Below are 26,580 nucleotides of genomic sequence, written 5' to 3' on the forward strand. Positions count from 1 at the left end.
CGGGCCACCCCTGTCCACCGGGATCGGGGTAGCGTCGTAGTGGTGGACGACGTGCAGATCCTGATCCCACGCGAGGTGCCGCTGGGCGGCCCACGCGCGATGCCCGTGCGGCGGACCCTCCCCTCTCGGCAGCGCAGCCTCGTGGGCGCCTGGTGCTTCCTCGACCACTTCGGCCCCGATGACGTCTCCGCGACCGGCGGGATGGTCGTGCCACGTCACCCGCACACCGCGCTGGCGACGGTCTCCTGGCTCTTCACGGGCGAGGTCGAGCACCGTGACTCGACCGGCGCGCACGCGATCGTGCGGCCCGGCGAGCTCAACCTCATGACGGCAGGTCTCGGGGTGAGCCACTCGGAGTTCTCGACGCCGCAGACGAGCACGCTGCACGGGGTCCAGCTCTGGCTGGCCCTCCCCGCGCGCGCTCGGGGCACAGCCCCCAGCTTCGACCACCACGTCCCTGAGCCGATCTTCGTGCCCGGAGGGATCGCCAGGGTCTTCCTCGGAGAGCTCTTCGATGTCGTCTCCCCCGTCGCCACCCACACTCCACTCACCGGCGCGGAGATCCTCCTCGACGCCGACGCCGAGACGGTGATCGAGGTCCCCGAGGGGCACGAGCACGCGGTCCTGCTCGACGACGGTGACGTCACCCTGGAGGGCACCGCGCTGGAGCGCGGCGAGCTCGGCTACCTCGCCCCCGGGCGTCGCACGATCACCATCCGGTCCGCCACCGGCGCCCGCCTGGTGCTCATCGGCGGTGAGCCGCTCGGCGAGCAGATCGTCATGTGGTGGAACTTCATCGGGGGCAGCCACGACGAGATCGTCGCTGCCCGCGAGCAGTGGATGGCCGAGATCGGCGGCCGCGCCACCGACTCGGGGCGCTTCGGACCCTTCCCCGAGGGGCAGCCCGCCCCCCTTCCCGCTCCGGCACTGCCCGGCGGACGTCTTCGGCCGAGGGGCTGAGATGGGTCTGCTGGGTGCCCCACCCGCCCGCACGGTCTTCATCCACGGCCGCGGTCGCAGCGGCCCCGAGGCCTGGCCGCTCATCGCCCGGCTCGAGCGTCCCGACCACGTCTTCCTGACGCGGACCTGCGCCGCCGACCAGCCGGAGCGCGACGCCGACCGGGCCATCGAGGCGCTCGGCGGGCGCGGTCATCTCGTCGGGCACTCCTACGGTGCAGTCACGGCAATGCTTGCGGCGCAACGCCGCCCGGACGTGGTGCGCAGCCTCGTGGTCATCGAGCCGGCCTGCTACGACCTCGCCCGCGGCGGGCGTGGCGTCGAGCGACACATCAGTGCGATGGCGCCCGTCTTCGCCGTCGCCGACGACCCGGGCGTCGACGGGACGGACTTCCTCGCGAGGTTCGCAGCCGGGATGGGTTCACTGCCACCCCAGCTGGACACCGGCACCTGCGAGGCCGTGGCCGCGCGCATCCGCGCGACACCGGCCCCCTGGGAGATCGACCTGCGCACGGACACACCGCGGCTCGTCCCGACCCTCGTCCTCACCGGTGACGCCGACCCGATGTACACCGAGGTCGCCGCGGCGCTCCAGGCGCAGGGCGCCACCCACCTGGCCGTGCCCGGCACGGGTCACCGCCCGCAGGACACCGACGAGGGTCTGGCCGCGATCTGCCGGTGGCAGTCGGAGCACTAGCCCGAGCGGTCGCCCGGGGCTACTGCTTGTGCAGGATCGCCACGGGGCAGGTCGCCAGTGCGAGCACTCGCTGCGACACCGAGCCCAGGAGCATCCCGCGGAAGCCGCCCCGTCCACGCGATCCCACCAGGAGCAGGTCCGCGCCGTCGGCCACCTCGACGAGGGAGTCTGCGGCCCGGCCGTGGACCACCTGCACGTCGACCTCGATCTCGGGGTGCGCGTCGCGGTCAGCGGCGATGGTGCGTTCGGCCATCGCGCGGTACCGGGCATCGACGGTCTCCCACTCCGGGGTACCCGGCTCGGTGACGACCACGCCCTTCTCGACCTCGACATTCCACGAGGTCACCGTCGTGACCCTCTTGCCGCGCACAGCTGCCGCGTCGAGCGCGTGCCGGAAGGCCAGCCTGCTGTGGTCACTGCCGTCGACACCGACGACCACGCGACCGTCGCCGGTGGTGTCCGCGTTCTCGGGCACGAGGACGACCGGGCACGGGGCGTGCGCGACGACGCTCATCGAGGTCGTGCCCAGCACGATGCGCTCGGCGCGGTTCTTGCGGGCGGACCCGACGACGAGGACTCGGGCGCCGTCGGCCGCTGCGAGCAGGGCGCCGGAGGGCGACCCGGTGGGCAGTGCAGTGGTCACGGGGAGGTCGGGGCGGGCAGCCTCGACCGCGGCCCGCGCCTCGGTGACGACCCGCACCGACTCCTGCTCGACCCGATCGACGATCTCGGGGCTGGTGAGCAGCTCTCCGTATGCAGACAGCGGCGTGCCGAGGTCCACGGCGTGCACGAGGTGCAGCGGGGCGGAGAGCGCGGCGGCCTCGGCCCCGGCCCAGGCGATCACCGCGTCATCGCGTTGACTCCCGTCCAGTGCGGCGACCACGGCATTGGCGGGGGTGGGGGTGTCGTGAGTGCTGGCGTCGTTGCTCATGCCCCATTGTCCCCATGAAACACCGCTGGGTGAAGGGGGGTCAGGTCCAGGTGGTCAGTCCGACGCGGTCGTGCGCGCCGTCCGGCCAGACCGCCCGGACGATGCCCGCGGCCGCGAGCGCCTTGCGACAGCCCGGGCAGGGCGGGTCGGTGATGTAGGCGGTCGCACCCTTGGTGTCGCGCGTGGCGAAGAGCAGGGCGTTGACCTCGGCATGGATCGCGATGCAGAAGCCGGGGCTCCCCGGCCGGTCGTAGTCGCCGAGCCCGGGCACGGCCTCGTAGTCGAGCTGTCCACGGGGGCAGGCTCCCTGGAGGCAGTCGGCCTCACCCGGCGCTGCACCGTTGTATCCCGTCGCGATGATCCGGTGCTCGATCGTCAGCACGGCACCGACCCGGCGGCGTGTGCACTTGGCGCGCGCGGCGACGGCGCTCGCGATGCCGAGGAAGTAGTCGTCCCAGCTCGGCACGCTCGGGACAGGAGTCATCTCTTCGGGCATGGACCGAATCCTAGGCACCGCTGACCGGCACCGATGCGGCGATGGCCGGCACCCGGTGATAGACCACGCAGGTGAGCACTGACGACAGCACGCCCGGGACGACCCGGCGGGTTCCCCCCTTCGGACCCGTCCTCGCCCTCCTCGCCGTCGCGCTGATCTCGGTCAACCTGCGTCCGGGGGCCACGTCCCTCGGGCCGCTGCTCGAGGAGGTGCGGACCTCGCTCGACCTGGGCGGCACGCTCGCCGGGCTGCTCACGGCGTTGCCGGGCTTCGCCTTCGCGATCGCCGGCGGACTCGCCGTCGGGCTGGCCCGCAAGGTCGGCCTGTCGGCCGGCATCACCCTCGGTGTCGTCGCCGTGGTGGTCACCCTCGTCGCACGGGTCCTCACCGACTCCTCTGCCCTCTTCCTCGTGCTCACCGCTCTCGGTCTCGCCGGCATGGGTCTGGGCAATGTCCTCGTCCCGGCGTGGATCAAGACGCACTCCAGCGATGGCGGCGTCCGCCTGATGACGATCTACGGCATGGGCCTCACGGTCGGCGGCTCGGCCGGTCCACTGCTTGCGGCACCGGTCGCCGCGGTCGCGCCCGGTGAGTGGCGGGGGGCGCTCGGCATGTGGGGCCTGGTCGCCGTCACCGCCCTCGTCCCCTGGGTGATCATCACGGTCAAGGACCGCGTGCACCGGCGCGCTGCCGGCGAGCGCCCGACCTCCGGGATCCGGCACTCACCGACCGCCATCGCGCTGACGGTCCTCTTCGGGGTGCAGTCCACCAATGCCTACGTGCAGTTCGGCTGGCTCCCGCAGATCTATCGGGATGCCGGTCTGTCTGCCGGGGCCGCGGGCGCGATGATCTCCATCGTCGCCTCGCTCGGGATCTTCGGTGGTCTGATCATGCCGACCGTCATCGCCCGCAGCCGCGACATCTCCGCCTGGATGATCGGCTTCGGTGGCCTGTCCATCGCCGGCTACGTCGGGCTGCTCCTCGCACCGGCCACCCTGCCGTGGCTCTGGGCAGTGCTGCTCGGCCTGTCCGGCTTCGCCTTCCCCACCGCCATCGCTCTCATCACGGCACGCACCCGCGACCCGCACGTCACCGCTCAGCTGTCGGGCTTCGTCCAGCCGGTCGGGTACCTGCTCGCGGGGATCGGCCCCTTCCTCGTCGGTCTGCTGTACGAGATGACGGGCGGCTGGACGCTGGTCCTGGTGCTGCTCGCGGCGACGACGGGCCTCGGGATCACCCTCTCGGGTCTGCGGGTCTCCCGCCCGGTCTGGGTGGACGACGAGGTCGCCGGTCGGTCCTGACCGACCTCACCCCCACCGCCGCAGGCAGGCAGCGGCCGCGACCTCCGGGTCGCGTGCCCCCATGACCGCGCGCACGACCGCGACCCCGGCGATGCCGGTCGTCGACAGGAGCGGGATGTCCGCCGGCGTGATGTCACCGATCGCGATGACCGGCAGGTCGGTGGCGGCAGCACGAAGGGGGTACCCGGCCAGCCCCACGGGTGGCCGGCCGACGTCCTTGGTGGGCGTCGGGCGGAAGGGCCCGCTCCCCAGGTAGTCCGGGCGACCCGGACCGGTGCGGGCGTGGGCCTCCCGGACGTGGTCGAGCGTCCCGGCTGTCAGCCCCACGAGCGCGTCGGGTCCGAGCAGCGCGCGTGCCTCGGCGACCGGCAGGTCTGCCTGGCCGAGGTGGACCCCGTGGACGGGTGCACCGCGCCGTCGGGCGGCGTGCGCGACGTCCGCCCGGTCGTTGACCAGCACCCGGGTGGTCGGCGCGGCGTGCTCCACCGCGACGGCGACGGCGAGGACGAGGTCGAGCAGGTCGCCCGCGAGCAGGTGCTTGGCACGGACCTGGACGACGCCCGCACCGGCTGCCGCGGCGGACGCGGCGGCCGCCACGGTCGACGGCCCGTCCCCGGACGTGACGAGGTACAGCCGCCAGTCGATCAGCCCCATGACAGGCGCACCCCCTGCGCCACCTCGTGGGGTTCGACCGCGTCGAGGGCATCGAGCAGAGCGACGCGGAAGCTCCCCGGCCCCAGGTGCGCGACCCGCTCGGAGGCCACCGTGAGCAGCGCGGTGGCCGCCACGGTCGCGACGAAGGGAGGAGCCACCGCCAGGTGGGCGGCCGTCAGTGCGCCGAGGAGGCAGCCGGTGCCGGTGACCCGGGTGAGGGTGGGCGATCCGGAGTCGACGCGCACCGTCCGCCCACCGTCGGTGATCCCGTCGACGGGTCCGGAGACGGCGACGACGCACCCGTGCCGGGCCGCGATCTCCCGGGCCGCATCGGCCGCGTCGGCCGGAGCGACCGTGCTGTCCGCACCGCGTCCGCCACCCGCACCACCGGCCAGGGTGAGGACCTCGGACGCGTTGCCGCGCACCGCCGTCGGTCCCAGCGCGAGCAGCTCGTGCGCCATCCGGGTGCGCACCGGCGCCAGGCCGATCGCGGTCGGGTCGAGGACCCAGGGCAGCCGTCTGGACGCCGCCACCCGAGCGGTCGGGAGCATGCCCGCCATCCCGTCCGAGCCGAGGGACCCGAGGTTGACCAGGAGGGCGTCGGCGACGGACACGAGGACGGGCGCCTCCTGCTCGCTCTCGGTGAGCATCGGCCGCGCCCCGGCGGCGAGGAGCCCGTCGGCGACGAGCGCCCGGGTCACCGAGCCCGTGGCGCCGTGCACCAAGGGTTCACGGGCGCGCATCGCGTCGATCGCGTCGCGGATCCCAGCGCGCAGCTCCTTCATCGGGCTGGCACCGGGTCGGGTGACGCGAGAGCCAGGTCCTCCACGTCGCGCTCGAGGTCCGCGGGCGCCAGGCGCGGCCCGAGCGCACCGCACCCGGCGACGAGCAGCCCGCCCGCGGCGAGCACGACCGCCACCGCGACGTCGGGGCCGAGCAGCGACTCGAGCGTCGGCAACCACCACGGCCACAGGGCCGGGAGGACGATCGAGAGCGAGTACGCGGTGCCGTAGCCAGTCGCCCGCACGTGCGCGGGGAAGCGCTCGCAGAGGTAGGCGCCCACCGGCCCGTAGCCGCACACCGTGACGACCTGGAGCGCAGCGATCCCCACGACGAAGGGGAGGACGCCGGCGCTCATCGTGGCGAGCCACAGCGCAGGGGCCGACAGGGCGGCAGCGACTCCCCAGCCCACGAAGAAGCGTCGCCGTCCGAGAAGCGTGGACCAGTGGCCGGTCATCGACATGACGACCGCCTGCGACACGGAGGCGACCCCCATGACGACGGCGACCTCGCTGCCGGTGAGGCCGTGGTCCGCCGCGAGTCGTCCGGTCGCGAGGATGACGACCATGTTGGTCATCAACCACAGCCCGCTCATCAGACCGAAGATCTGCCAGAAGGCGCCGGCGTACACCCCGCCGAGGACGGCGCGCAGGCCGACGGAGGCAGGCGCACCCCCTTCGACCTGCTCACGCTGACGCACCACGTGAGGCGCATCGGCCACGCGGGCCGAGTAGTAGAGCAGCAGGGCGACGCTCGCGCACCCGCCGGCGACGAAGGCCAGTCGCCAGCCCCACTCGGCATAGGCCTGGGGTCCGAGGAGCGCGACCAGGCCAGCGGTCGCGAAGGCGATGCTCGACTGGGCCCACGGCGCCATCGACATGATGAGCCCCGAGACCATCCCGCGGCGGCGAGGTGCCGACCACTCCATCGCGAGGGGGATGGCCGAGGTGTACTCGCCGGCGAGGAAGATGCCTCCGACGAAGCGCAGGAGGACGACGATGGCGATCGCCGCGGCGCCGATGCTCTCGTGCGTGGGCACGGCCGCGATGGCCAGGCTGCACACGGCCGTGCCGGCGATGGCCGCCTTGGTGGTGCGCGTGCGGCCGATCCGGTCGGAGATCCGACCGAAGACCATCGAGCCGATGGGCCGCCCGAGGAGGGTGGCGACGATGACGACGGCTCCCGCGGTCACCCCGGCGTGCGGGCCGGCCAAGGTCACGAGTGCCGGTGCGAGCGCGACGACGGGCAGGAAGATGTTGATCTGGTCGACGTAGTTGCCCACGACGCCCGCGCGCACCGCGGCCCGTCCGGCGGGCGGCAGGCCGGGGACGAGGCTCATCCGTCGGCCTTCTCGGAGAGGTAGACGCTGGAGCCCAGCTCGACGAACTGACGTGACTTCGCCGCCATCCCCGCCTCGACGACCGCCCGCTGCGCCGCGGCCGAGCCGTAGGCATCACGGATGTCCTGGCTGATCCGCATCGAGCAGAACTTCGGGCCGCACATCGAGCAGAAGTGCGCCGTCTTGGCCGGCTCGGCCGGGAGGGTCTCGTCGTGGAAGGCCATCGCCGTCGGAGGGTCCAACGCGAGCGCGAACTGGTCGTGCCAGCGGAACTCGAAGCGTGCCCGGCTCAGGGCATCGTCGCGGTCACGGGCGTGGGGGTGCCCCTTGGCCAGGTCGGCGGCGTGCGCGGCGATCTTGTAGGTGATGACTCCGGTCTTGACGTCGTCACGGTCGGGCAGCCCGAGGTGCTCCTTGGGCGTGACGTAGCAGAGCATCGCGGTGCCGTGGCGGGCGATCTCGGCCGCGCCGATCGCCGAGGTGATGTGGTCGTAGCCGGGCGCGATGTCGGTGACGAGCGGGCCGAGTGTGTAGAAGGGAGCGCCGTGGCACCAGTCCTGCTCGAGGTCCACGTTCTCCTTCACGAGGTGCAACGGCACGTGGCCCGGGCCCTCGACCATGACCTGCACGTCGTGCTCCCACGCGCGCTGCGTCAGCTCGCCGAGCGTGCGCAGCTCGGCCAGCTGGGCCTCGTCGTTGGCATCGGCGATCGACCCAGGGCGCAGCCCGTCGCCGAGGGAGAAGGCGACGTCGTAGCGGGCGAAGATCGCGCAGAGGTCGTCGAAGTGCTCGTAGAGGAAGGACTCCCGGTGGTGGGCCAGGCACCACCCGGCCATGATCGACCCGCCACGCGAGACGATCCCGGTCACCCGGTCGGCGGTGAGCGGGACGAAGGCCAGCCGCACGCCGGCGTGGATCGTCATGTAGTCCACGCCCTGCTCGCACTGCTCGATCACGGTGTCCCTGAAAACAGTCCAGCTGAGCTCCTCCGCTTTTCCGTCGACCTTCTCCAGCGCCTGGTAGATCGGGACGGTGCCGATCGGGACGGGGCTGTTGCGGATGATCCACTCGCGGGTCGTGTGGATGTCGTCGCCCGTCGACAGGTCCATCACCGTGTCGGCGCCCCAGCGGGTGGCCCAGGTGAGCTTGTCGACCTCCTCCGCGATCGAGCTGGTCACCGCGGAGTTGCCGATGTTGGCGTTGATCTTGGTCAGGAAGGCCCGACCGATGATCATCGGCTCGGACTCCGGGTGGTTGACATTGGTCGGGATGATCGCCCGGCCGGCGGCGACCTCGTCACGGACGAGCTCGGGTGAGCAGCCTTCTCGCAGAGCGACATAGCGCATCTCTGCGGTGATCTCGCCGCGGCGTGCGTAGTGCAGCTGGGTGACCGTGCGACCGTCCACGGCCCGAAGGGGGGTCCTCTCCGGTCCCTGCCACGCCAAGGACGCATCGCCTCGGCGCACGGCCGAGCGTCCGTCGTCCATCAGGTGCCGAGGGCGTCCCTCGTAGGTCTCGACGTCACCGCGTCCGGCGATCCAGTCAGCACGTCCCTGCGGCAGGCCGGACTGCGGGTCGGACCCCGGCCCGACCGTGCGATAGACGAGGACATCCTCGTTGGGTGTGCCGTCAGGGCTGTCAGCCAGGGCGATGGCCGTGACGGGGACCCTGATGGACGGGTCGCGAGCGTCGACGAGCTCCTCGCGACGGTGCTGGGCATGGACCTCGAGCTCATGGGTAGCGCGCATGTCTGCGACTCCTCTTCCTTCGCCGGCATGATCCGGACAGGTTCAGACGGTCCGGACGGCAACAGTCCGATCTCAGCTCGTGCCCGAGCTCCCGTGGGGGTCCTCCGATACAACCACATGACTACGGTTGCGGCATGACAGCCCCTCTCCCCCGTCCCCCCGTGGTCCTCTCGATCGCCGGATCGGACCCCTCGGGAGGGGCCGGGATCCAGGCCGACCTGAAGACCTGCAGCGCGCTCGGCGCCTATGGCACGTGCGTCATCACCGCCTTGACCGCGCAGTCGACGCGGGGCGTCACCCGGGTGCACGAGGTCCCCGCCGAGATCGTGCGGGCGCAGGTCGAGACCCTCGTGGCGGACGTGCGCATCGACGTGGTCAAGCTCGGCATGCTCGCCTCCGCAGAGATCGTCGAGACGGTGCACGACCTGCTCCTCACCGGGCCCTTGGCCACGGTGCCGGTCGTGCTCGACCCGGTGATGGTCTCGACCTCGGGCTCACGTCTGCTCGCACCGGACGCGGTAGCCGCTGTGCAGGCCCTGCTGCCCCGAGCCGACGTCATCACCCCCAATGTCCCGGAGGCCGCCGTGCTGCTCGACGAGGACCCCGTCCAGTCGGCCGACGCCCTCCTCGACCACGCCCGACGGCTCCTGGACCACGGGGCCCGCAGGGTGCTCCTCACGGGTGGCCACCTCGACGGCGACACGGCGGTCGATGTGTGGATCGACGCGTCAGGGGCAGTGCCGCTCCACGCCCCTCGCGTCGCGACTCGATCGACGCACGGCACCGGATGCACGCTCAGCTCGGCGCTGGCTGCCCTGCGACCGCGGCACGACGACTGGCTGTCGACGGTGCGCGAGAGCAAGGCCTGGCTCACCGAGGCCCTGCGGCACGGCGACAGCCTGGACATCGGTCGGGGGGCCGGGCCCGTGCACCACTTCCACGAGCACAGCCGGTGGCGGGCACCGCTGCCCGTCGAGGCCTTTACCAACGGCTGACCACGGAGCAGAATGGTGAGCGTGTCGGGGCAGGGCATGGAGCCGTATCTTGCCGTCATCGACCTCATCACGAGGGTCGCGGATGCGCCTGCGCATGTCGATCAGCGGCTGGAGACGATGAGCGAGCTGCTCATCGAGATGACCGTCTCGGTCACCGGACTGATGGTGCACGGCGCCCCCGACGGGTACGAGGTCCGCGCCCTGGGACGTGGAGTCAGCGCCGCCGCGCAGCAACGGATGAGCCAGGAGCTGCGGATCACCGCCGGCCCCGACCCCTTCCTCGATGCCTTCCGCGCAGGTGACCTCACCCCCACCACCGCCGGCCGCGCCTACGGCGGGCAGCAGATCTGGCAGGTGAGCGCCAAGTGCCTCGGCAGCATCGACATCTGGGGTATCGACCAGGTCGCGGGGCTGCCCGTGCGGGGCGGTGAGCAGTTCGTCGCCTTCCTCGTCGGCCGCCGAGGTGCGGACTACACCGACGCGGACCTGGACCGTCTGCGTGCGGTGCAGCCGGCCGTCGCGGGCCTGGTCAGCATGCTGGAGCCGCATGACCTGCCCCCCCGCTCCATCCGCGTCGCCCAGCTGACTACTCGCGAGCTGCAGGTGCTGCGCCTCCTCGCGGACGGGCACAAGGCCACTGCCATCGGCCACCGGGCCGGGTGCTCCCAGCGCACGGTGCACCGGCACCTGTCCAACATCTACGGCAAGCTCGACGTGAGTGACCGGCTCAGCGCCGTCGTCAGGGCCCAGGAGACCGGGCTGCTCGAGCACGGCCCGTCGCTCCCGCGCCATGGGTAGATGTACGCATGGCGAGGGCCCTGCGGGAGGAGTCTGCTGGAGGTGCCGCCGGGCGGGCCGGCGGCACCCCTCGAAGGAGAACTCCATGGCACACCACATCTGGCGCCGGAGCCTGGCGGTCGCCGCCGGTACCGCTGCGCTGACCCTCGGGGCGGCGACGGCCGCCTCGGCGCACCACTGCTACAAGGTCGACTGGAACGAGAACGCCTATGCCCACCACATGACCGGCAACACTGCGTGGATGCCCCTGAGCTCCTTGGGCGCCATGATCATCTCGGCCCCGGCACCGGACGGTGCCGGCCTGCCCCAGTGCGCGAGCTACGCGTCGATCGCCGTGAATCACTGGATGGCCGAGACCGGTGCCACCTCGGAGCCGCTCATCCACTCCAAGGCGACCGTCGGGGGCGGTGCGGCCCACCAGGGCAAGACCGTCAAGCCCTTCTCCTACCTGCAGGACTCCGACTACGCCATCCTGGAGGAGGGCCTGGGCATGGCCATCGGGCAGTGCATGGCCGACCAGGGCGCCTGATCGCCCTCCAGCTGATCATGGTCAGCGCGTGAGCAGCGCCTGCAGGACGACCGCGTGGTCGGCGACGACCTCCTGCAGGCGCTGCTGCGCAGTGGTCATGCTCGGACACCACGCCGGCGGGGCCGCACCCAGCCGAGCGCCATCGAGACGGCGGCGAAGGTCCACGCGGCCGCGGCCACCCACAGCCACGCGGCGCCGATCGACTCGACGATCGGCAGGGAGTCGGCCCGGCCGAGGTACATCCCGGCGACGGCGTACATGCCGAGGGGGAAGACGATGCTCCACCAGGTCGACTCGTAGCGCAGCGGGATGCGGTGCACGACGTGCCGCCAGACCCCGACGGCGAAGAGGACGGGGATCAGCCAGGAGGCCCACGCCCAGCACAGGACGACGAGGCCCGCGATGAGCCCCGAGGTCGCGTCGACCATCGGTGTCGAGGTCATCTCCACGATCTTGGCGCCTGCGACCACGGTGATGGCGACCGCTCCCATCGACACCCAGTAGGGCGGGTCGAGGTCCTCTGGCGTCAGCGGGTACTGCACGAGCCGCAAGGCGACGAAGACCGCGCAGGCGGCGTAGAGCACGACGCCCACCGACCACGCGATGACGGCCAGGATCGCGAGCGCCTCCTGACCGCGGGTGACGTGCGGCTCCAGTCCTGCCGCCGTGGTGGCCACCGACTGGCTGGCGACGACCCAGATGAACCAGGTGCCGTTGGCCTCGGTGAGCACGGGACGCTGCGCACGGGAGAGCACCGCCGCCCACGGCACTGCGTACCCGAGGACCAGCCACACCACGCTCGCGACGGCGAGAAGGACTGCGCTCATCGTCGGCTGCACCTCCAGGAGGCGGACCGCGAGGACCCCGGAGCCGGCGACCACGGTGAAGTACCCGAAGGCCCGCCGCGGGTCGTGCAGATCGGCGACGGCGCGCTCGCGGTGGCCCACGATCCGGCCGACGAGGGCGAGGACCAGGAGTGCGTATGCCACGACGGCCACGACGAGCAGTGCGTCCGAGGCGGTCGACAGACCCTGCTGGTCCAACCCCACGGAGACGATGCCGGTCGCCATGACGAAGGCGAAGGCCCCCGGTGGCAGGTCAGCGACGGCGGTGCCGATCCGCCCCATGGGACTCATCCGTCGACGTCGTGCAGGTGGTGCTCGATGTCGTGCAGCAGGTAGCGGCTCAGCTGGGCGACCGTGAAGGGCTGACCGTCACCGCGCAGGCCCGTGCGCTCCCAGGCATCGCCCCGGACCCCGCCCAGGACGTCGACGGTGCGCTGCGTCTCGGCCGCGATCTCCCCGGCCACGGTCTGCGGGTCGCCGGCCCAGAACTCCTGGCGGACGGCCTCGACCTCCCCGTCGTAGTCGGCGAAGGGAGCCCCCTGCTGCTGCGCGAGCATCATCGTCACGCGCTCGCCGAGCACCCGCACGAGGTCACGGGAGTGGCTCGCGTACTCGAGCGGCGACCACACCGCGGGCGACGGGCGCTCCCTGACACCGGGGCGCTCGAGGACGCTCGCCCAGCGCGGGACGGTGGCCTGCAGACGCTCGCTCGTCAGGACCGGGTCGTGGGGGGTGTACCCGCACTCGGCGCAGCCGTCGTCGACGACGAAGGTCCAGTCCGTGGTGTCGTGCTCGGCAGGTGGCGGAGGCATGGCGTCCATGCCTGCCATGGTGCCACCGCCGGACGCGGCGGCAGGGTGTGGTCAGCCCTCGACGAGGGGGACGAAGCTGTAGGCGCCGTGGCGGGTGGTCTCCGGGCCGTGCGGGCCGCGCGTCACCCGGAGCATCTCGCCGGTGACGGGGATGACCATGACGCCGCCGTCGCCCAGCTGGTCGACGAGCCCCTGCGGGAGCGTGGTGGGCTCGGCGGAGACGAGGATGCGGTCGAAGGGGGCGAGGTCGGGCAGCCCGAGGACGTCACCTCGCGCCTCGCGCACCTCGACCCAGGAGCGTGGCTCCTCGGCGAGCGCCCGCCGGGAGCGGTCCACGAGCTCGGGCACGCGCTCGACACCGATGACGCGACCCTCTGGCCCGACGAGCTCACCGAGGATCGCGCTCGTCCAGCCGGAGCCGCTGCCGACGTCGAGCACGCGGTGGCCCGGTCGCACGTCGAGCAGGCGCAGCATGGCGGCGACAGTGCTCGGCTGGGAGTTGGTCTGCTCGTGTCCGATGGGCACGGGGGCGTCAGTGCCCGCCTCGCTGTGCAGCTGCGGCGGCAGGAACCTCGTGCGCGGACAGGCCCGCATCGCCTCGTCGACGGGGTCGCCACGCTCGCTCACGACGCCACCTCCGTCATCAGAAGAGCGCGGCGAGACGGTCGAGGGAGTCCTGCAGCCGTTCGCTCGTGGTGCGGCGGGCGCGGGGCAGCCGGGTCTCGTCGGTCAGGTCGGTCCAGTCGTAGGTGTGCGTGACCTCGGTGCGCCCGTCGTCGAGGGGGCGCAGCTCCCACCGCCACAGGTGGCCGAAGGGGGCCTGCCCCTCAGCCGAGGGACGCCAGGCGATGCGATGACCTTCCTCGAACTCCACGACGTGGTTGTGCCGGGCATTGCCTTTCGTCGTGAGGGTCACGAAGACATCGCCGACGGCGCGCACGCGCTGGCCGTCGGCCGACTCGGCGAGGTTGTCGTTGCCGTCCCACGCGATCTGCCGTGCGGGGTCGGCGATCTCCTCGAAGATCGTCTCCGCAGGGGCAGCGATGACGGTGCTGGCGCTCACGATCTTCGTCTCATCCATGACCACCAGCCTCGGGCAGGCGCCTCGTACTGGCAAGCCCCAGCCGAGTGAGGCAATCCCTGGAAGGCCCTGTCTACGAATGACAGGTATGGACCTCACACACGCCCGTCACCCCCGTCGCTCGGCCGTCGCCCTGATCGGGGCGGTCGCGCTGCTGTCCGCCTGTGGTGGAGGTGACGGCGGGGAGTCCTCGTCCACCGCGTCCACCGCGTCCACCACCAGCGCAGCGAGCCCCAGCTCGCAGAGCGCGTCCTCGTCGGGAGGCGAGGCATCGTCATCATCCGCGCCGGCAGCCGAGAAGGTCGTCATCACCATCTCGGACTTCGCGTTCTCCGTGCCGGAGTCGGTGCCGGCCGGCGCAGAGATCAGCGTCACCAACAACGACTCCATCGGGCACACCGTCACTGCTGACTCGGGGGACGCCTTCGACGTGAACGTCGCCCCGGGCGCCACGGTGACCTTCGCTGCACCGGAGAAGCCGGGAACGTACGCCTTCCACTGCAAGCCGCACCCGAACATGACCTCGTCGCTGGTCGTGAAGTGAGCCGGGTCGGAGAGGTCACGCTCCGTCTCGTCGTGGCCGCAGCACTGGCGGTGGACTGCGTCATCCACCTCATGCTGGCTGACGTGATCCAGCTGGCCGCACCCGGCGGCGTCGGTGGCGGCAACCTCTTCCGGGCGCAAGCGCTCGCCGCCGGGCTGGCGGCCGTGCTGCTGCTCGCCACCGGACGCCGCTTCGCCTACGTCGTGGCCGGGCTGGTGGCGCTCAGCGCCTTCGTCCCGGTGCTGCTGTACACCTACGTGGCGGTGCCGGCCCTCGGACCGATCCCGTCGATGTACGACCCCACGTGGTCCGACGACAAGCTCATCAGTGCCGTCTGCGAAGGAGCCGCCGCACTGCTCGCCGCGATCGGCGTCGCCGTGACCCGGCGCTCTCCCATCAGCTCCCGGCCGTCACCTCGATGACGATCTTGCCGTTGGCCGAGCCCTCACGGCTGGCCGCGAAGGCATCGGCCACCTGAGCCAGGGGGAAGGTGCGATCGATCTCTACCGTGATTCGCCCAGCGGCGACCTCCTCGAGCAGCTGCGACAGGCGCTCGCCGTCGGGACGCACCCAGACCCAGCGGCCGCCGTGCTCCTCCACGGCGGGGTCGGCGATGGAGGCGAGGCGACCCCCTTCGCGCAGCAGGTCGAGGGAGACGTCGAGGACGCCGCCGACGAGGTCGGCCACGGCGTCGAAGCCGTCGGGCGCGACCTCGCGCAGGCGCTCCTGCAGGCCTTCGCCGTAGGCCACCGGGGTGACCCCGATGGCCGTGAGCTTGTCGTGGTTGGCCGGCGAGGCCGTGCCGACCACGGTCGCTCCGGCGGCCACCGCCAGCTGCGAGGCGAGGAACCCGACCCCACCCGACGCGGCGTGGATCAGGAGGGTGTCCCCCTTCGTCACGGCGAGCGTCTCGAGGACACGAAGGGCGGTGAGCCCGGTGAGCGGCAGGGCTGCGGCGACGTCGTCGCCCACCTCGTCGGGGACGGCCGCGACATCGTCGGCCATGACGCTCACGTACTCGGCGAAGGTGCCGGCGGAGACGATCTGCTTGCGGGCGTAGGCGGCCACGCGGTCGCCCTCGACGAACTCGGGGGTGTCCGGTCCGACCGCGTCCACGACGCCCGCGACATCCCAGCCGGGGATGACGGGGAAGGTCGCGTCCATGAGGGCGTCGAGGCCTCCGGACATGAGCTTCCAGTCCACGGGGTTGACCGATGCCCGGGTCACCTGGACACGGACCTCGCCGGGCCCGACCTTGGGCACCGGTCGGTCGGTCATCCGCAGCTCGTCGTCGTCGCCGTATCGGTCATAAGTCATTGCACGCATGGTGGTGACAACAGGGGTGCCGACCAGGTCATTCCGTCGACGACACCCGAGGTGTCGTGCACCGCCACGTAGATTCGGCGCATGGACACTCCTCGCGACGCACCGACGGACTCGCAGCGGTGGGTGGCCCAGCGGGCGACGCCGATCATGGCGATCATGGCCGTCCTGGCTCTGGTGGGTGCGGCCTGGGGCGTGAGTCTCTGGCGAGGCGGCAGCACGTGGGGCGCCGTCGCGCTCGCGGTCGTCGTGATGGTCCTGGTCTTCCAGGTGGTGTCGACCCGGGAGATCGCCAAGCACGTCGCAGCCCAGGACTCCGAGCCACCGCGCCCATGACGGGACCGGCTGCTGCAGCCAGCCCGTCGAGGACCGGACCACTCTCCCGGTGTCAGGCCTTCTTGACGACGCTGGACTTGAGCAGGATCTCGCCGAATCCGGCGACCTTCGCCTCGATGTCGTGGCCGTCGCCGCTGTCGGGGATCATCCGGATGCCACTGACCTTGGTGCCGATCTTGAGCGAACCGCCGCCCGAGCCCTTGACCTTGAGGCTCTTGACGATCGTCACGGTGTCCCCGTCGACCAACGGGTTGCCGACCGCGTCGCGCGTGACCGGCTCGGCGTCGGCGTCCTCCGCGTCCGCCGTCCACTCGTGGGCGCACATCGGGCAGGTGAGGAACCCGCCGCTCTCGTAGGTGAGGTCGCTGGCGCACTCGGGGCACGGGGGGAGCTGGTCGTCGGACATCGACATGGTCCTCACTGAAAGAGCGGTCACACGGACGCGGGCTGCGACCGGGTGACATCGTAGGAGCATGGCCAGTCACACCGCTCCCCCCACGCCCACCGTCGCGGCCGAGGAGGACGTCAACCGCTACGACCCGGACTACCGCCAGTGGCTCGAGACGGCGATCCGCAAGGTGCGCAGCGACGCCAACCGCTCGGCGGACACCCACCTGGTCCGGGTGCCGCTCCCCGCGCAGTGGGGCGTGGACCTCTACCTCAAGGACGAGTCGGTGCACCCGACCGGTTCGCTGAAGCACCGCCTGGCGCGTTCCCTCTTCCTCCATGCCCTGTGCAACGGGTGGATCCACCCGGGCAGGCCGGTCGTCGAGGCGTCCAGCGGGTCGACGGCCGTGTCCGAGGCCTACTTCGCCTCGCTGATCGGTGTCCCCTTCTATGCGGTGATGGCGCGATCGACGAGCCGGCAGAAGGTGGACCTCATCGAGTTCCACGGCGGGACCTGCCACTTCGTCGACAACGCCCACGAGGTCTACGCGGTCGCCGCGGCACTCGCCGAGGAGACCGGCGGCCACTACATGGACCAGTTCACCTACGCCGAGCAGGCCACGGACTGGCGCGGCAACAACAACATCGCCGAGTCGATCTTCGAGCAGATGTCGATGGAGCCCCACCCCGAGCCAGCGTGGATCGTCGCGACGGCCGGCACCGGTGGCACCTCGGCGACTCTCGCGCGGTACGTCCGCTACACCGGACGCTCGACGGGCATCTGCGTCGCGGACCCGGAGAACTCCGCCTTCTTCCTCGGGTGGCGCGACCACGACCCGGGCGTCACGACGGCGGTCGGCTCGCGCATCGAGGGCATCGGGCGGCAGCGGGTCGAGTCCAGCTTCATCGCGACGAGCATCGACCGGATGATGCGCGTGCCGGACGCTGCCTCGATCGCCTCGGTCCTGCTGCTGGAGCAGCTCCTCGGTACGCGAGCGGGCGCCTCCACGGGGACCAGCCTGTGGGCCGCGCTGCGCATCGTCTCCGAGATGGTCGCGTCAGGGACGAAGGGGAGCATCGTCTCGTTGATCTGCGACCCGGGCGAGCGCTACCTCGACAAGTACTACTCGGCGACGTGGTTGGCGGACAACGGCATCGACATCGAGCCCTACCGAGCGCGGCTTGGTGAGTTCATGCGCACCGGCCTGCTGCGCTGAGGCAGCCCGGCGCCAACTGACCCGTGACCCGGATGCCGGCCTCCGCTAGCGTGAGGAACCACCCGGCAACGGCGCCGGGTCGACTCGGAGGCTGACATGGCAAACAGGACCTACAACATCACCGAGATCGTCGGCACCTCTCCCGACGGGGTCGAGGCGGCCGTCAACAATGCGATCGCCGAGGCGTCGGAGACGCTGCGCAATCTCGACTGGTTCGAGGTGCAGTCGATCCGCGGACACGTCACGGGTGACGCCGTCGCCGACTGGCAGGTGACGATCAAGCTGGGCTTCCGCCACGACGCCTGAGCCGAGCCGGCGTCCGGTCAGGGCGCGACGACGGTGGGCGTACAGTCCGAGCAGGAGCTGACTCGGGTTCCCCAACCATGGGAGTCCGGATGTCCGGCACCGCTCAACACTCTGCAGCTGTCCCCCCTTCGTCAGGCACTACCGCTGCGAGCTCGCTCCTCACCCTCGGCCTGCTCGCCGGATCGTCGATGGAGAACGAGCGACGACTTCCGCTGCATCCTCACCACCTGGACCGGATCGACCCCGACCTGCGAGCCAAGATGATCGTGGAGCGCGGGTACGCCGCGGACTTCCAGCTGGAGCCCGGGTACATCGAGTCACGCGTGGGACGAGTCGCGGATCGCACCGAGGTGATCGAGTCCGCGGACGTCCTGCTGCTGCCCAAGCCACAAGCGGCAGACGTCATCGCGATCCCGCAGGGGCGGGTCCTGTGGGGGTGGCCGCACTGCGTGCAGGACGCGCAGATGACCCAGACCGCGATCGACCGCCGGCTCACGCTCATCGCCTTCGAGGCCATGAACCACTGGAGCCGCCAGGGAGACTTCAGCCTGCACGTGCTCCACAAGAACAACGAGCTGGCCGGCTACTGCTCGGTCGTGCACGCATTGAGCCTTCGCGGGTCGACGGGTGACTACGGACCGCGGTTGAGTGCGGTCGTCATCGGCTTCGGGGCCACTGCGCGCGGCGCGGTCACCGCGCTCAAGGCCCACGGGATCCACAACATCCAGGTCCTCACGCAGCGAGGCGCCTCAGCGGTCGGCTCGCCGATCCACAGCGCGCACATCACCCAGCTGCACACCGGCGACGGCCCGACCCACCTCAGCACCGTGACCACGGACGAGGGCGAGGTCCTGCTCCCGACCTTCCTCGCGTCGCACGACATCGTCATCAACTGCACGCTCCAGGACCCGCTGGCACCGATGACCTACCTGAGGACCGAGGACCTGGAGGAGTTCCCCCCGGGCAGCCTGATCATCGACGTCTCCTGCGACGAGGGGATGGGGTTCGAGTGGGCGCGGCCCACGGAGTTCGAGGACCCGATGTTCGTCGTCGGGCAGGGAGTGAACTACTACGCCGTCGACCACAGCCCGTCGTACCTGTGGAACTCCGCCACCTGGGAGATCAGCGAGGCACTCCTGCACTTCCTCCGCCCGGTGATGGAAGGACCCTCCGCCTGGGCGCAGAACCTGACCATCTCCCGTGCGATCGAGATCCACGACGGAGTCATCAAGAACCCGGCCATCCTGGAGTTCCAGGGTCGCGAGACCGACTACCCCCACGCCAGGACTGCCCAGGTGTCCTGACGCCGCGTCGGGAACCGCACGCCGCGATCACCGGGCTGGGGGACAATGGACGCGATGAGTACGACAGACCTCTGGTACGTGTCCTACGGCTCCAACATGTCCCGTCGGCGGCTCGGCTCCTACATCGAAGGGGGCCGACCGCCCGGCTCAGCGGTGACCTATGTCGGTGCACGTGACACGACGATGCCTCTCGCTGACATGGCCGTCACCCTCCCCGGCAGCCTGTACTTCGCGGGCGAGTCGCGCACGTGGGGCGGCGGGGTCGCCTTCTACGACCACGACTCCCCCGGCGCTACCGCGGCCCGCGCCTACCGGGTCACCGTCAGCCAGTTCGTCGACATCGCGGCCCAGGAGATGCACCGCATCCCCGACCCGGGCGACCCTCTCGAGGCCGTGCTCCTCAACGGCCTGGACGGTGCCCGCCACCAGGCAGGCCCGGGCGTCTACGAGACCCTGATCGAGGTGGGCCGGCACGACGGTCTGCCGATGCTGACCTTCACCGCTCCCCACGGACTGACCTCGGTACCCCACACGGCTCCGCGTCCCGCCTACCTCGCGATGCTCGCCGAAGGTCTGCGCGAGGCGCACGGGTGGGACGAGGAGCAGATCGCCGAGTACTTCGCCACCGTCATCCGCGGTGAGGGCGACGGGGGCCTCACAGCTCCCCCTTCGCACGACCGTGCAGCGCTGGACCGGATGACAGAGGACCCCGACTTCGCCGGCGGCCCCTGGTAACCGGTCGCGGGCTCCTCCTCCGACGGCGCGTCGTCGACGGTCAGCCGATCAGGTAGACCATGCCCCGCCCATCGGCGGCGAGGCCGTCGACGAAGGTCTGCGCTCTGTGCAGGTAGGAGAGTGCGTAGGCGACTTCGCTCTCGGGCTCGTCGCAGCGCCGCAGGACACCTCGGAGCTGCCGATCCGCGTCACCATCGGTGATGGAGGCCGCGTCGCGTGCGATCGCCGGGATCTCCGCGGGGACAAGAGTCCGCACCCAGGGCTCCCAGCCCGCGCCCGTCATGACCACCTGGCCCTCGAACATGCGGTGCGACGGGCGAGGACGCGAGGCTCCCCCTTCGTCCACGGAAGCCGTGAGTGCCTGCAGATGGCCCCACGCCTTGTCGAGGTAGAGCATGTCTCGATGCGGCACGCTCTGCTGGAAGGACGGTGTCGCGCAGGTGAAGCCGTGGGGCGCACCCCAGGCATCCGCCAGCGGGTCAGCGGAGAGGACAGTGCATGGATCGGCGAGCGCCTGCTCGGTCTGATCGTGGTCGAAGGCGTAGGCGTAGTAGCGGATTCCCATCCCGACAGCGTGGCCACAGGGCTCGCGCGTTGTGCCTCCACGGCGAGCCCTGGGGACAACCCCACGCCCCCCACAGGCCTTGTGGATCGGCCCAGAGCGGGCTCAGTGGGACGGCTCCCATGCCGCCGACGCGGGGAGCTTCGTTCACGCCGCCTGGACTACCGCTGCGCCTCGCTGGTCGACGCGGTGGTGGTGGCCACGCATGACCAATCGGGCGACGGGCTGCGCCAGGAGCGCCTCGACCACGAACGCGATCATGAAGTTGCGCGGCCAGTTCTCGAAGAAGTGCACCAAGGACTCGGTCGTCACGCTCCAGTTTCCGATCCAGGGTCCGACGACCGTGAGGATCACGGAGATCAGCAGGACGCTGCACAGCGTGTCCGCCAGGATGTGCGCACGGAAGCTGTCGCCCGTGCGGACGAGACGGCCTGTCAGCCACATCGCGGGTTGGCGAGTCAGCATGACGACCGCAATGACGACGACCCACAGCAGCGGGAGCACTCGCAGCACCCCCACCCACATGTCGAGCGTGAAGCCGATGCTCAGCCCTGTGATGATCACGGGGATGATGTTCACCGAGAGCAACGAGATCATGAGCACGAAGAGCAGTGACTCTCGTCCCGACCGCGGAAGATGGGTGCCGAACTTGTGGTGGTCGCTCATAAAACTTCTCTCTGAACACGAAAAAGCGCCCCTCCCAAGAATCTGGGATGGGCGCTGGATCTGACGGTTATACGCGCTACATCGGTCGTAGTCTAACGCATCGCCACAGCCGAACCTGCTTCCTCGCTCGGCGGTGGCGTCGAGGAGTCAGAACTCAGACGTTGAAGCGGAACTCCACCGAGCTTCGTCACTCGTGAAGCACCTGGGCGACAGCCACCGGCCGCACCCAGATTCGAGCGGTCGACTGCACACTCCCAGAAACGTACGGCACCGCTTCACCGGTGGGCTCGTAGCCAAGCTTCGTCCAGAACGGTGCGGCCAGATCGGCATTGGTATCAACGATCGCCAGCCGGAGCGACTTGATGCCTGGCCTCCGGCCAGCCAGGTCGACCACTGCGTCGTGCATCATGCGGCCGAGGCCTTCACCCTGACGAGCACCGTCCGTCATCAGCAGGCCGATGTGAGCGACAGACGCGGTGGGCCATCCGAGGATCACGTCCGCAAAGGCGACGAGTTCCTGACCATTCCACAACCCGAGATCAACCTTGTGCGAGATCGGCACCGCCGGCGGCAGCGCCGACAGGACTCCGTCTGCAGCGGCGGGCGTCGGCACAGCCCCCTCGACGCGACGTGAATACTCAGCGTTGGATTCCATGATGCGCTGTACAGCCATGGACTGACTCGGACCGATTAACCGTGCTTCCATCTGCATGTCTCCGAAGTTCAGCTTGAATCAACGACATCAGCATCGACCTGAGGGCTCAATTCTGGAGCTCATCCAGCTCGTGCCTAAGACGTTGAACCGGAAATGTACGGCACTGCCACTCCCGCCGAAAACTGCGCGTGACCAGTGCTCTTACACGTTGAAGCGGAACTCCACCACGTCGCCGTCGACCATGACGTACTCCTTGCCCTCCATGCGCACCTTGCCGGCAGCCTTGGCATCGGCCATCGAGCCGAGCGCATCGAGGTCATCGAAGGAGACGACCTCGGCCTTGATGAAGCCGCGCTCGAAGTCGGTGTGGATGACGCCCGCGGCCTGAGGAGCCTTGTCGCCGCGGTGGATCGTCCACGCGCGCGACTCCTTGGGACCGGCGGTCAGGTAGGTCTGCAGGCCGAGGGTGTTGAAGCCCTTGCGCGCCAGCTGGTCCAGGCCCGGCTCGTCGATGCCGACGGACTCGAGCAGCTCGCGCGCCTCGTCGTCCTCGAGCTCGGCGACCTCGGACTCGAGCTTGGCGTTGAGGAAGATCGCCTCGGCCGGCTCGACGAGCGCCTGCATCTTCGCCTGCAGGTCGGTGTCGGTCAGCTGGTCCTCGTCGACGTTGAAGACGTAGATGAAGGGCTTGGTGGTGAGCAGGCCCAGTCCGGCGGCGATCTCCATGTCGATGCCGGCTGCGGCTCCCTTCGCAGAGAGGGTGTCGCCCGCCTCGAGCACCTCGCGGGCAGCGACGGCCGCGTCGAGGACGGCCTTGTCGATCTTCTTGCCCTTGAGCTCCTTCTCCAGGCGCGGGATGGCGCTCTCGAGGGTCTGCAGGTCAGCGAGCACGAGCTCGGTGTTGATGGTCTCCATGTCGGAGGCCGGGTCGATGCGACCGTCGACGTGCGTCACGTCGTCGTCGACGAAGGCGCGCACCACCTGGCAGATCGCGTCCGACTCGCGGATGTTGGCGAGGAACTTGTTGCCCAGCCCCTCCCCTTCGCTCGCACCACGGACGATGCCGGCGATGTCGACGAAGGACACCGTCGCGGGGAGGATCTTCTCGCTGCCGTGGATCTCGGCGAGCCGCTTCAGCCGGACATCCGGCAGCGGGACGACGCCGACATTCGGCTCGATGGTCGCGAAGGGGTAGTTCGCGGCCAGGACATTGTTCTTGGTCAGCGCGTTGAACATCGTCGACTTGCCGACGTTGGGGAGACCGACGATTCCGATGGAGAGTGCCACGGGGACAAGAGTCTAACCGGGCGAAGGGAGATCCCCACCTCGGTCCCCGGCGACCACCCACCGACGGAGCAGGAAACGCGCTGACCACCAGATCGCGACGAAGAGCACGAGCAGCCCCAGCAGGCGCACCCACGAGCCCCCGGTCGTTGCCACCACCGGCACGTACATCAGGGTGGCCAGCACCGGGATCGCGGCGAACAGCAGGGCAAAGTCTTTGACGGTCTCCCGCCCCCACATCGACCACAGCATGACCCCGCGGGTCGGGCGACGCCTCGGCAGCTTCTCCGGAAGCAGGTCGCTCACAGGCCGTCCCGCGGCGCGGAGTTCTCGAGGTAGGCGGTCCCCTCGCGCGTGCCCATGTCCAGCTCGGCGATCATCCGGGCGGTGTACGGCGCGACGTGCTCCGCCACGGTGGCGGCATCGGCCCAGTGCACGGCCCTGATCTCCCGCGTCTGCAGGGTGACGCCAGCCAGGGCGTCCTCGGGGACGTGGCCGAGGTCGAAGAGGCACAAGAGAGCGTCGTCCCAGCCGCGGTAGGGCGGCAGCCAGTTGACGGCGAGCATGCCCTGCACGACGACGTCGAGGCCGAGCTCCTCCTTGACCTCACGCACGACGCAGTGGGCCGGCGACTCCCCCGGATCGACGATGCCGCCGGGCAGGTCCCAGTCCTTCTTGTAGGTCAGCTGGCACAGGGCGATGCGCTCCCCCTCGGTGCGCAGGACGCCTTGGGCGATCAGGCGCTTCTTGGGCATGCGGGCGTTGAGGACCTTGATGAAGGCGCTGCGCCCAGCCTCCGTGGCGAGGTTGGGACGGGGGGTCGAAGCCTTGACCTCGTCCTCGTGCGGCTCGTCTGTCGGCATGGTTCGAGGCTACCCGCGGCCCCTGTCACGCACCGAGCCGTCCGTCGACCCGCTCCCGCAGGAGGTCGGCGTGGCCGAGGTGGCGCGCGTACTCCTCGATCATGTGCAGCATGAGGGCGCGGACGCTCCAGGTGTCGCCCCCGTTGTCGTCGAAGGTGTCGTCCAGCGCGTGCGCGGCGAGGATCTCGTCGGAGGAGGCGCACTCAGCCCGAGGAGGGACGGGGTCGACGGCTCAGCGGCTCGGGTGGCGAGCTGCTCCGGGGTCAGGCCCGCGCATTCTTCCTCGAGGGTCTCGTGCGCGCTGCCACGGGATGAAGTTCAGAGCAGCTGTCGCTCGTCACCTACCGGGCGAAGGGAGTCGAGGTTCCCTACCGTCGTCACCGATGAGCGCCTGCGCGCGTGGGGTCACTCTCATGCACCCACGATCCTGCGGCCTGCGAGTCGCGTCAACGCCACGAGCGTTGTCAGTGCTCGGCGAGAGGATGAGTCATGGGTCGTCGATGAGGACGAAGGGGGATGACGTGGAGGTCATCAACGCGGTACAGGTAGGGCTGGAGTCGGCGGGGCTGGATCCGGTAGGGCTGGAGTCGGTGGAGGAGCATTGTGTCGCCCGGGTGGCGCCGGTCGCGGAGGTCATGGGCCGGGTGCTGGCTCTCGTGGGAGGGGCCCGGAGCCGGGCGCTGGACGCGCCGTCTGCGATCGACGATCAGGAGCTCGAGGCGTCCTTGCGCGCGACCGAGGCCGCGCGCCGGGCGGTCGACGCGATGGAGCTGACGCTCGTCGCCGAGCTCAACCGGCACGGTGAGCAGAGGTGCTCCGACGGGATCTACCGCGATGAGCGGCTGGCAGAGGGCCAGGTCGCCGAGATGGCCCCGGACGCCCTGGCCCTCGCCATCGGGGTGGGACCGACCGAGGCCGACCGACGCTGCAGGCTCGCGGCACGCGCCGCCACGGACCTCGCAGCCCTGACCACACTCCTGGCGAGCGGCAGGATCAGCCGTCGGACGTTGGAGCAGGTGCACAAGCACACGCGCGACACCAAGCCGGAGACGACGCAGGCGATGGTGGATCACTTCCTCGGGGCCAAGCGCGGGCAGCCCGGCTCCATCCGGATCACGGACATGGAGCCGCACGAGGTCGCCAAGACCTGCCGTCGGCTCGTCACCCGGCTCGATCCCGACCTCATGCAGGCCCGGGCAGATGCCAATCGTGCAACGCGTCTGGACGTGCGGTCCGAGCCGGGGCCGATCGGCACGAGTTGTCTGACGGCCACGCTGCCGAGCGAGATGGGTGCTGCGGTGAAGTCGGCCGTCGACGAGGCCGGCAAGCTCCGCCTCGAGGACGACCCCTCGATGCCGCTCGGCACCGCACGGGCGATGGGTCTGGCCGACCTGGTGCTGCGCGGGGTCGAGGTCGAGGCACAGGTCCGGCTGGGCATCCCGGTCATCGCCTCGGCGGTCTCTCGGCTGACCTTCGCCCCTGCGCGGCCGACCTGCCCCGGGTGTCACCCCGACCGGGCTGCCGCCGACACCGAGCGCCACGAAGCGATCCTCGGCGAGCTCCTCGGCGAGGGAGTCACCTACGAGCGCGCGACGACGGAGACGGTCCGCATCGTCACCGGTTCGGGGGCGGACGAGGTCGACGTGCTGTCGGAGGAGTGGATGCCGGACGTCACCACTCAGGTCCGCGCCGACGTGGGCACGAGGACTAGCCATGAGGGCGGTGCCCCGTGGGTGTCCGGCACGACCATCCCCGGAGTCGGCTTCGTACCACCCGACGTGGTCGCCGCCATCGTGGGACGACTCGACACCAAGGTGGGCCGGGCTCTGCTCGACGCGCGCACCGGCACTCTCCTCGAGACCTCGACCACCAGCTACGCAATCCCCAAGGCGCAGCGTGAGTTCGTGGCAACCCGAGACGGGAAGTGCCGGATGTGGGGCTGCGAGCGCCCCGCCCTCTCGACGCGCCTCGGGTGGCAGGCCGACGTCGATCACGCCACGCCGTGGCCCGAGGGCGAGACGACGCCCGGCAACCTGTCGGACCTGTGCCGGCACCACCACAGGGTGAAGCACTCCGCGCGCTGGACCCACCGTCTCAACTCCGACGGGTCGACCGAGTGGATCACGCCCGGCGGCACGGTGGCCTTCACCTTCCCTGCGCACGCAGTGGACGCAGACGACGAGGTGGACGAGCCCGGTTGGTCCCCGCCCACGGGGACCAACGAGGGCGACGACGTCGAGGATGAGGACGTGGAGGGTGCTTCGTCCCCGGGCACGGGGACCAACGATGACCCGGAGTCCGCGGTCGCGATGGAAGCCGTGGTCGCGATGACCGGCTCGTCCCCGTCCACGGGGACCAAGGCACCGGCGCCCTTCATCGGTCCGTTCCCCTTCTGAGCGTCAGACCCACCGGTGGTCATCCGGGGCCCTGTCGGT

At 70.6% G+C, this 26,580-nt stretch carries 33 protein-coding genes and 1 riboswitch; of the genes, 14 read left to right on the forward strand and 19 right to left on the reverse strand.

Features of this window, described 5'->3' with window-relative positions:
- Positions 1-42: 42 nt before the first annotated feature.
- Positions 43-960: a pirin family protein gene (locus tag ASG73_RS13740; RefSeq protein WP_055996373.1), complete on the forward strand. Its 918-nt coding sequence runs from the start codon at positions 43-45 to the stop codon at positions 958-960.
- Position 961: 1 nt separating this feature from the next.
- Entirely contained in the window at positions 962-1,654 is a 693-nt protein-coding gene (locus tag ASG73_RS13745; protein WP_055996376.1) for an alpha/beta fold hydrolase, read from the forward strand.
- A gap of 19 nt (positions 1,655-1,673) precedes the next feature.
- On the opposite strand, the gene ASG73_RS13750 is transcribed toward ASG73_RS13745, so the two are convergent.
- Positions 1,674-2,585: a universal stress protein gene (locus ASG73_RS13750; protein WP_055996379.1), complete on the reverse strand. Its 912-nt coding sequence runs from the start codon at positions 2,583-2,585 to the stop codon at positions 1,674-1,676.
- Positions 2,586-2,625: 40 nt separating this feature from the next.
- Complete coding sequence (locus ASG73_RS13755) at positions 2,626-3,081, reverse strand: deoxycytidylate deaminase (RefSeq protein WP_055996382.1); 456 nt, start codon at positions 3,079-3,081, stop codon at positions 2,626-2,628.
- A 71-nt stretch (positions 3,082-3,152) separates the two neighbouring features.
- Here ASG73_RS13755 and ASG73_RS13760 point away from each other — a divergent pair, with 71 nt between their 5' ends.
- Positions 3,153-4,382 (forward strand): MFS transporter, encoded by a 1,230-nt coding sequence (locus tag ASG73_RS13760; protein WP_055996385.1) that lies wholly within the window; start codon positions 3,153-3,155, stop codon positions 4,380-4,382.
- Between the two features lie 6 nt (positions 4,383-4,388).
- Here the strand turns inward: ASG73_RS13760 and ASG73_RS13765 are convergent, their stop codons facing one another.
- The 4 genes from ASG73_RS13765 to thiC all read right to left on the reverse strand — a co-directional run bounded on the left by ASG73_RS13765 (position 4,389) and on the right by thiC (position 8,903).
- Entirely contained in the window at positions 4,389-5,036 is a 648-nt protein-coding gene (locus ASG73_RS13765; protein ID WP_055996387.1) for a thiamine phosphate synthase, read from the reverse strand.
- A complete protein-coding gene (gene thiM, locus ASG73_RS13770) occupies positions 5,027-5,821 on the reverse strand; it encodes a hydroxyethylthiazole kinase (RefSeq protein ID WP_055996390.1) in 795 nt (264 codons plus the stop codon). The genes ASG73_RS13765 and thiM overlap by 10 nt, the downstream gene beginning before the upstream one ends.
- Entirely contained in the window at positions 5,818-7,155 is a 1,338-nt protein-coding gene (locus ASG73_RS13775) for an MFS transporter (RefSeq protein ID WP_082567259.1), read from the reverse strand. The genes thiM and ASG73_RS13775 overlap by 4 nt, the downstream gene beginning before the upstream one ends.
- Complete coding sequence (gene thiC, locus ASG73_RS13780) at positions 7,152-8,903, reverse strand: phosphomethylpyrimidine synthase ThiC (RefSeq protein ID WP_055996392.1); 1,752 nt, start codon at positions 8,901-8,903, stop codon at positions 7,152-7,154. Before thiC ends, ASG73_RS13775 begins: the two co-directional genes overlap by 4 nt.
- A riboswitch (TPP riboswitch) is annotated at positions 8,901-9,008 on the reverse strand. Its footprint overlaps the gene before it by 3 nt.
- Before the next feature lie 29 nt (positions 9,009-9,037).
- On the opposite strand from thiC, the gene thiD reads away from it, so the two are divergent.
- The 3 genes from thiD to ASG73_RS13795 all read left to right on the forward strand — a co-directional run bounded on the left by thiD (position 9,038) and on the right by ASG73_RS13795 (position 11,225).
- Positions 9,038-9,898, forward strand: coding sequence for a bifunctional hydroxymethylpyrimidine kinase/phosphomethylpyrimidine kinase (gene thiD, locus ASG73_RS13785; RefSeq protein WP_055996395.1), 861 nt, complete (start codon positions 9,038-9,040; stop codon positions 9,896-9,898).
- A gap of 21 nt (positions 9,899-9,919) precedes the next feature.
- Positions 9,920-10,696 (forward strand): LuxR C-terminal-related transcriptional regulator, encoded by a 777-nt coding sequence (locus tag ASG73_RS13790; RefSeq protein ID WP_156466302.1) that lies wholly within the window; start codon positions 9,920-9,922, stop codon positions 10,694-10,696.
- 85 nt (positions 10,697-10,781) lie between these two features.
- A complete protein-coding gene (locus ASG73_RS13795) occupies positions 10,782-11,225 on the forward strand; it encodes a hypothetical protein (protein WP_055996402.1) in 444 nt (147 codons plus the stop codon).
- 95 nt (positions 11,226-11,320) lie between these two features.
- Here the strand turns inward: ASG73_RS13795 and ASG73_RS13800 are convergent, their stop codons facing one another.
- Genes ASG73_RS13800 through ASG73_RS13815 form a run of 4 tightly spaced genes read right to left on the reverse strand, consistent with a single transcriptional unit; the run spans position 11,321 to position 13,963 of the window.
- The gene (locus tag ASG73_RS13800; protein WP_055996405.1) at positions 11,321-12,361 is read right to left on the reverse strand and encodes a tellurite resistance/C4-dicarboxylate transporter family protein; all 1,041 of its coding nucleotides are present in this window, start codon (positions 12,359-12,361) and stop codon (positions 11,321-11,323) included.
- The gene (locus tag ASG73_RS13805; protein ID WP_055997543.1) at positions 12,358-12,891 is read right to left on the reverse strand and encodes a DinB family protein; all 534 of its coding nucleotides are present in this window, start codon (positions 12,889-12,891) and stop codon (positions 12,358-12,360) included. Before ASG73_RS13805 ends, ASG73_RS13800 begins: the two co-directional genes overlap by 4 nt.
- Before the next feature lie 42 nt (positions 12,892-12,933).
- Positions 12,934-13,509: a protein-L-isoaspartate O-methyltransferase family protein gene (locus ASG73_RS13810; protein WP_082567260.1), complete on the reverse strand. Its 576-nt coding sequence runs from the start codon at positions 13,507-13,509 to the stop codon at positions 12,934-12,936.
- Between the two features lie 16 nt (positions 13,510-13,525).
- Positions 13,526-13,963: an SRPBCC family protein gene (locus ASG73_RS13815; RefSeq protein ID WP_055996407.1), complete on the reverse strand. Its 438-nt coding sequence runs from the start codon at positions 13,961-13,963 to the stop codon at positions 13,526-13,528.
- An 88-nt stretch (positions 13,964-14,051) separates the two neighbouring features.
- Between ASG73_RS13815 and ASG73_RS17620 the strand changes: the two genes are divergently transcribed.
- Together ASG73_RS17620 and ASG73_RS13825 are read left to right on the forward strand one after the other, a co-directional pair.
- Positions 14,052-14,507: a cupredoxin domain-containing protein gene (locus ASG73_RS17620; RefSeq protein WP_082567261.1), complete on the forward strand. Its 456-nt coding sequence runs from the start codon at positions 14,052-14,054 to the stop codon at positions 14,505-14,507.
- A complete protein-coding gene (locus ASG73_RS13825) occupies positions 14,504-14,929 on the forward strand; it encodes a hypothetical protein (protein WP_156466303.1) in 426 nt (141 codons plus the stop codon). Before ASG73_RS17620 ends, ASG73_RS13825 begins: the two co-directional genes overlap by 4 nt.
- Here ASG73_RS13825 and ASG73_RS13830 read toward each other — a convergent pair.
- On the reverse strand, positions 14,904-15,833 hold the full coding sequence (locus ASG73_RS13830) for an NADP-dependent oxidoreductase (RefSeq protein WP_055996410.1): 930 nt from the start codon (positions 15,831-15,833) through the stop codon (positions 14,904-14,906). The two genes, ASG73_RS13825 and ASG73_RS13830, sit on opposite strands and share 26 nt — an antisense overlap.
- 81 nt (positions 15,834-15,914) lie before the next feature.
- Here ASG73_RS13830 and ASG73_RS13835 point away from each other — a divergent pair, with 81 nt between their 5' ends.
- The gene (locus ASG73_RS13835; protein ID WP_055996413.1) at positions 15,915-16,166 is read left to right on the forward strand and encodes a hypothetical protein; all 252 of its coding nucleotides are present in this window, start codon (positions 15,915-15,917) and stop codon (positions 16,164-16,166) included.
- 52 nt (positions 16,167-16,218) lie between these two features.
- Here ASG73_RS13835 and ASG73_RS13840 read toward each other — a convergent pair whose 3' ends face one another.
- Complete coding sequence (locus tag ASG73_RS13840) at positions 16,219-16,578, reverse strand: zinc ribbon domain-containing protein YjdM (protein ID WP_082567263.1); 360 nt, start codon at positions 16,576-16,578, stop codon at positions 16,219-16,221.
- Between the two features lie 61 nt (positions 16,579-16,639).
- Here ASG73_RS13840 and ASG73_RS13845 point away from each other — a divergent pair, with 61 nt between their 5' ends.
- The 4 genes from ASG73_RS13845 to ASG73_RS13860 all read left to right on the forward strand — a co-directional run bounded on the left by ASG73_RS13845 (position 16,640) and on the right by ASG73_RS13860 (position 20,115).
- A complete protein-coding gene (locus tag ASG73_RS13845; RefSeq protein WP_055996421.1) occupies positions 16,640-17,770 on the forward strand; it encodes a PLP-dependent cysteine synthase family protein in 1,131 nt (376 codons plus the stop codon).
- 96 nt (positions 17,771-17,866) lie between these two features.
- The gene (locus ASG73_RS13850; protein WP_055996424.1) at positions 17,867-18,076 is read left to right on the forward strand and encodes a dodecin; all 210 of its coding nucleotides are present in this window, start codon (positions 17,867-17,869) and stop codon (positions 18,074-18,076) included.
- Between the two features lie 89 nt (positions 18,077-18,165).
- Positions 18,166-19,380 carry a N(5)-(carboxyethyl)ornithine synthase gene (locus tag ASG73_RS13855; RefSeq protein ID WP_055996427.1) on the forward strand — a complete coding sequence of 405 codons (1,215 nt, stop codon included), beginning with the start codon at positions 18,166-18,168 and terminating at the stop codon, positions 19,378-19,380.
- Positions 19,381-19,434: 54 nt separating this feature from the next.
- Entirely contained in the window at positions 19,435-20,115 is a 681-nt protein-coding gene (locus ASG73_RS13860) for a histone deacetylase (protein ID WP_235499464.1), read from the forward strand.
- 40 nt (positions 20,116-20,155) lie between these two features.
- Here ASG73_RS13860 and ASG73_RS13865 read toward each other — a convergent pair whose 3' ends face one another.
- The 7 genes from ASG73_RS13865 to ASG73_RS17625 all read right to left on the reverse strand — a co-directional run bounded on the left by ASG73_RS13865 (position 20,156) and on the right by ASG73_RS17625 (position 24,329).
- The gene (locus ASG73_RS13865; RefSeq protein WP_055996430.1) at positions 20,156-20,680 is read right to left on the reverse strand and encodes a hypothetical protein; all 525 of its coding nucleotides are present in this window, start codon (positions 20,678-20,680) and stop codon (positions 20,156-20,158) included.
- Positions 20,681-20,824: 144 nt separating this feature from the next.
- Positions 20,825-21,343, reverse strand: coding sequence for a hypothetical protein (locus ASG73_RS13870; protein WP_055996433.1), 519 nt, complete (start codon positions 21,341-21,343; stop codon positions 20,825-20,827).
- A gap of 187 nt (positions 21,344-21,530) precedes the next feature.
- Entirely contained in the window at positions 21,531-22,016 is a 486-nt protein-coding gene (locus tag ASG73_RS13875; protein ID WP_235499465.1) for a GNAT family N-acetyltransferase, read from the reverse strand.
- Between the two features lie 183 nt (positions 22,017-22,199).
- On the reverse strand, positions 22,200-23,285 hold the full coding sequence (gene ychF / locus ASG73_RS13880; protein WP_055996439.1) for a redox-regulated ATPase YchF: 1,086 nt from the start codon (positions 23,283-23,285) through the stop codon (positions 22,200-22,202).
- 12 nt (positions 23,286-23,297) lie between these two features.
- Complete coding sequence (locus tag ASG73_RS13885; RefSeq protein ID WP_055996442.1) at positions 23,298-23,588, reverse strand: hypothetical protein; 291 nt, start codon at positions 23,586-23,588, stop codon at positions 23,298-23,300.
- On the reverse strand, positions 23,585-24,145 hold the full coding sequence (locus ASG73_RS13890) for an NUDIX domain-containing protein (protein WP_055996445.1): 561 nt from the start codon (positions 24,143-24,145) through the stop codon (positions 23,585-23,587). Before ASG73_RS13890 ends, ASG73_RS13885 begins: the two co-directional genes overlap by 4 nt.
- 25 nt (positions 24,146-24,170) lie before the next feature.
- Complete coding sequence (locus ASG73_RS17625; RefSeq protein WP_156466340.1) at positions 24,171-24,329, reverse strand: mycothiol transferase; 159 nt, start codon at positions 24,327-24,329, stop codon at positions 24,171-24,173.
- A gap of 337 nt (positions 24,330-24,666) precedes the next feature.
- Between ASG73_RS17625 and ASG73_RS13895 the strand changes: the two genes are divergently transcribed.
- Entirely contained in the window at positions 24,667-26,541 is a 1,875-nt protein-coding gene (locus ASG73_RS13895) for an HNH endonuclease signature motif containing protein (protein WP_156466304.1), read from the forward strand.
- The last annotated feature ends 39 nt before the right edge of the window (positions 26,542-26,580 follow it).

It is taken from the genome of Janibacter sp. Soil728, from assembly GCF_001428305.1.
Classification (GTDB): Bacteria; Actinomycetota; Actinomycetes; order Actinomycetales; family Dermatophilaceae; genus Janibacter.

Coding starts and splice junctions, on each gene's coding strand:
- ASG73_RS13840 (WP_082567263.1), bottom strand. CDS start 16,578: ATGTCGATGTCCGACGACCAGCTCCCCCCGTGCCCCGAGTGCGCCAGC.
- ASG73_RS13800 (WP_055996405.1), bottom strand. CDS start 12,361: ATGAGTCCCATGGGGCGGATCGGCACCGCCGTCGCTGACCTGCCACCG.
- ASG73_RS13815 (WP_055996407.1), bottom strand. CDS start 13,963: ATGGATGAGACGAAGATCGTGAGCGCCAGCACCGTCATCGCTGCCCCT.
- ASG73_RS13830 (WP_055996410.1), bottom strand. CDS start 15,833: ATGCGTGCAATGACTTATGACCGATACGGCGACGACGACGAGCTGCGG.
- ASG73_RS13835 (WP_055996413.1), top strand. CDS start 15,915: ATGGACACTCCTCGCGACGCACCGACGGACTCGCAGCGGTGGGTGGCC.
- ASG73_RS13860 (WP_235499464.1), top strand. CDS start 19,435: ATGAGTACGACAGACCTCTGGTACGTGTCCTACGGCTCCAACATGTCC.
- ASG73_RS13805 (WP_055997543.1), bottom strand. CDS start 12,891: ATGGACGCCATGCCTCCGCCACCTGCCGAGCACGACACCACGGACTGG.
- ASG73_RS17620 (WP_082567261.1), top strand. CDS start 14,052: ATGGACCTCACACACGCCCGTCACCCCCGTCGCTCGGCCGTCGCCCTG.
- thiD (WP_055996395.1), top strand. CDS start 9,038: ATGACAGCCCCTCTCCCCCGTCCCCCCGTGGTCCTCTCGATCGCCGGA.
- ASG73_RS13855 (WP_055996427.1), top strand. CDS start 18,166: ATGTCCGGCACCGCTCAACACTCTGCAGCTGTCCCCCCTTCGTCAGGC.
- ASG73_RS13870 (WP_055996433.1), bottom strand. CDS start 21,343: ATGAGCGACCACCACAAGTTCGGCACCCATCTTCCGCGGTCGGGACGA.
- ASG73_RS13750 (WP_055996379.1), bottom strand. CDS start 2,585: ATGAGCAACGACGCCAGCACTCACGACACCCCCACCCCCGCCAATGCC.
- ASG73_RS13875 (WP_235499465.1), bottom strand. CDS start 22,016: ATGGCTGTACAGCGCATCATGGAATCCAACGCTGAGTATTCACGTCGC.
- ASG73_RS13765 (WP_055996387.1), bottom strand. CDS start 5,036: ATGGGGCTGATCGACTGGCGGCTGTACCTCGTCACGTCCGGGGACGGG.
- ASG73_RS13775 (WP_082567259.1), bottom strand. CDS start 7,155: ATGAGCCTCGTCCCCGGCCTGCCGCCCGCCGGACGGGCCGCGGTGCGC.
- ASG73_RS13845 (WP_055996421.1), top strand. CDS start 16,640: ATGGCCAGTCACACCGCTCCCCCCACGCCCACCGTCGCGGCCGAGGAG.
- ASG73_RS13865 (WP_055996430.1), bottom strand. CDS start 20,680: ATGGGAATCCGCTACTACGCCTACGCCTTCGACCACGATCAGACCGAG.
- ASG73_RS13795 (WP_055996402.1), top strand. CDS start 10,782: ATGGCACACCACATCTGGCGCCGGAGCCTGGCGGTCGCCGCCGGTACC.
- thiM (WP_055996390.1), bottom strand. CDS start 5,821: ATGAAGGAGCTGCGCGCTGGGATCCGCGACGCGATCGACGCGATGCGC.
- thiC (WP_055996392.1), bottom strand. CDS start 8,903: ATGCGCGCTACCCATGAGCTCGAGGTCCATGCCCAGCACCGTCGCGAG.
- ASG73_RS13890 (WP_055996445.1), bottom strand. CDS start 24,145: ATGCCGACAGACGAGCCGCACGAGGACGAGGTCAAGGCTTCGACCCCC.
- ASG73_RS13850 (WP_055996424.1), top strand. CDS start 17,867: ATGGCAAACAGGACCTACAACATCACCGAGATCGTCGGCACCTCTCCC.
- ASG73_RS13755 (WP_055996382.1), bottom strand. CDS start 3,081: ATGCCCGAAGAGATGACTCCTGTCCCGAGCGTGCCGAGCTGGGACGAC.
- ASG73_RS13745 (WP_055996376.1), top strand. CDS start 962: ATGGGTCTGCTGGGTGCCCCACCCGCCCGCACGGTCTTCATCCACGGC.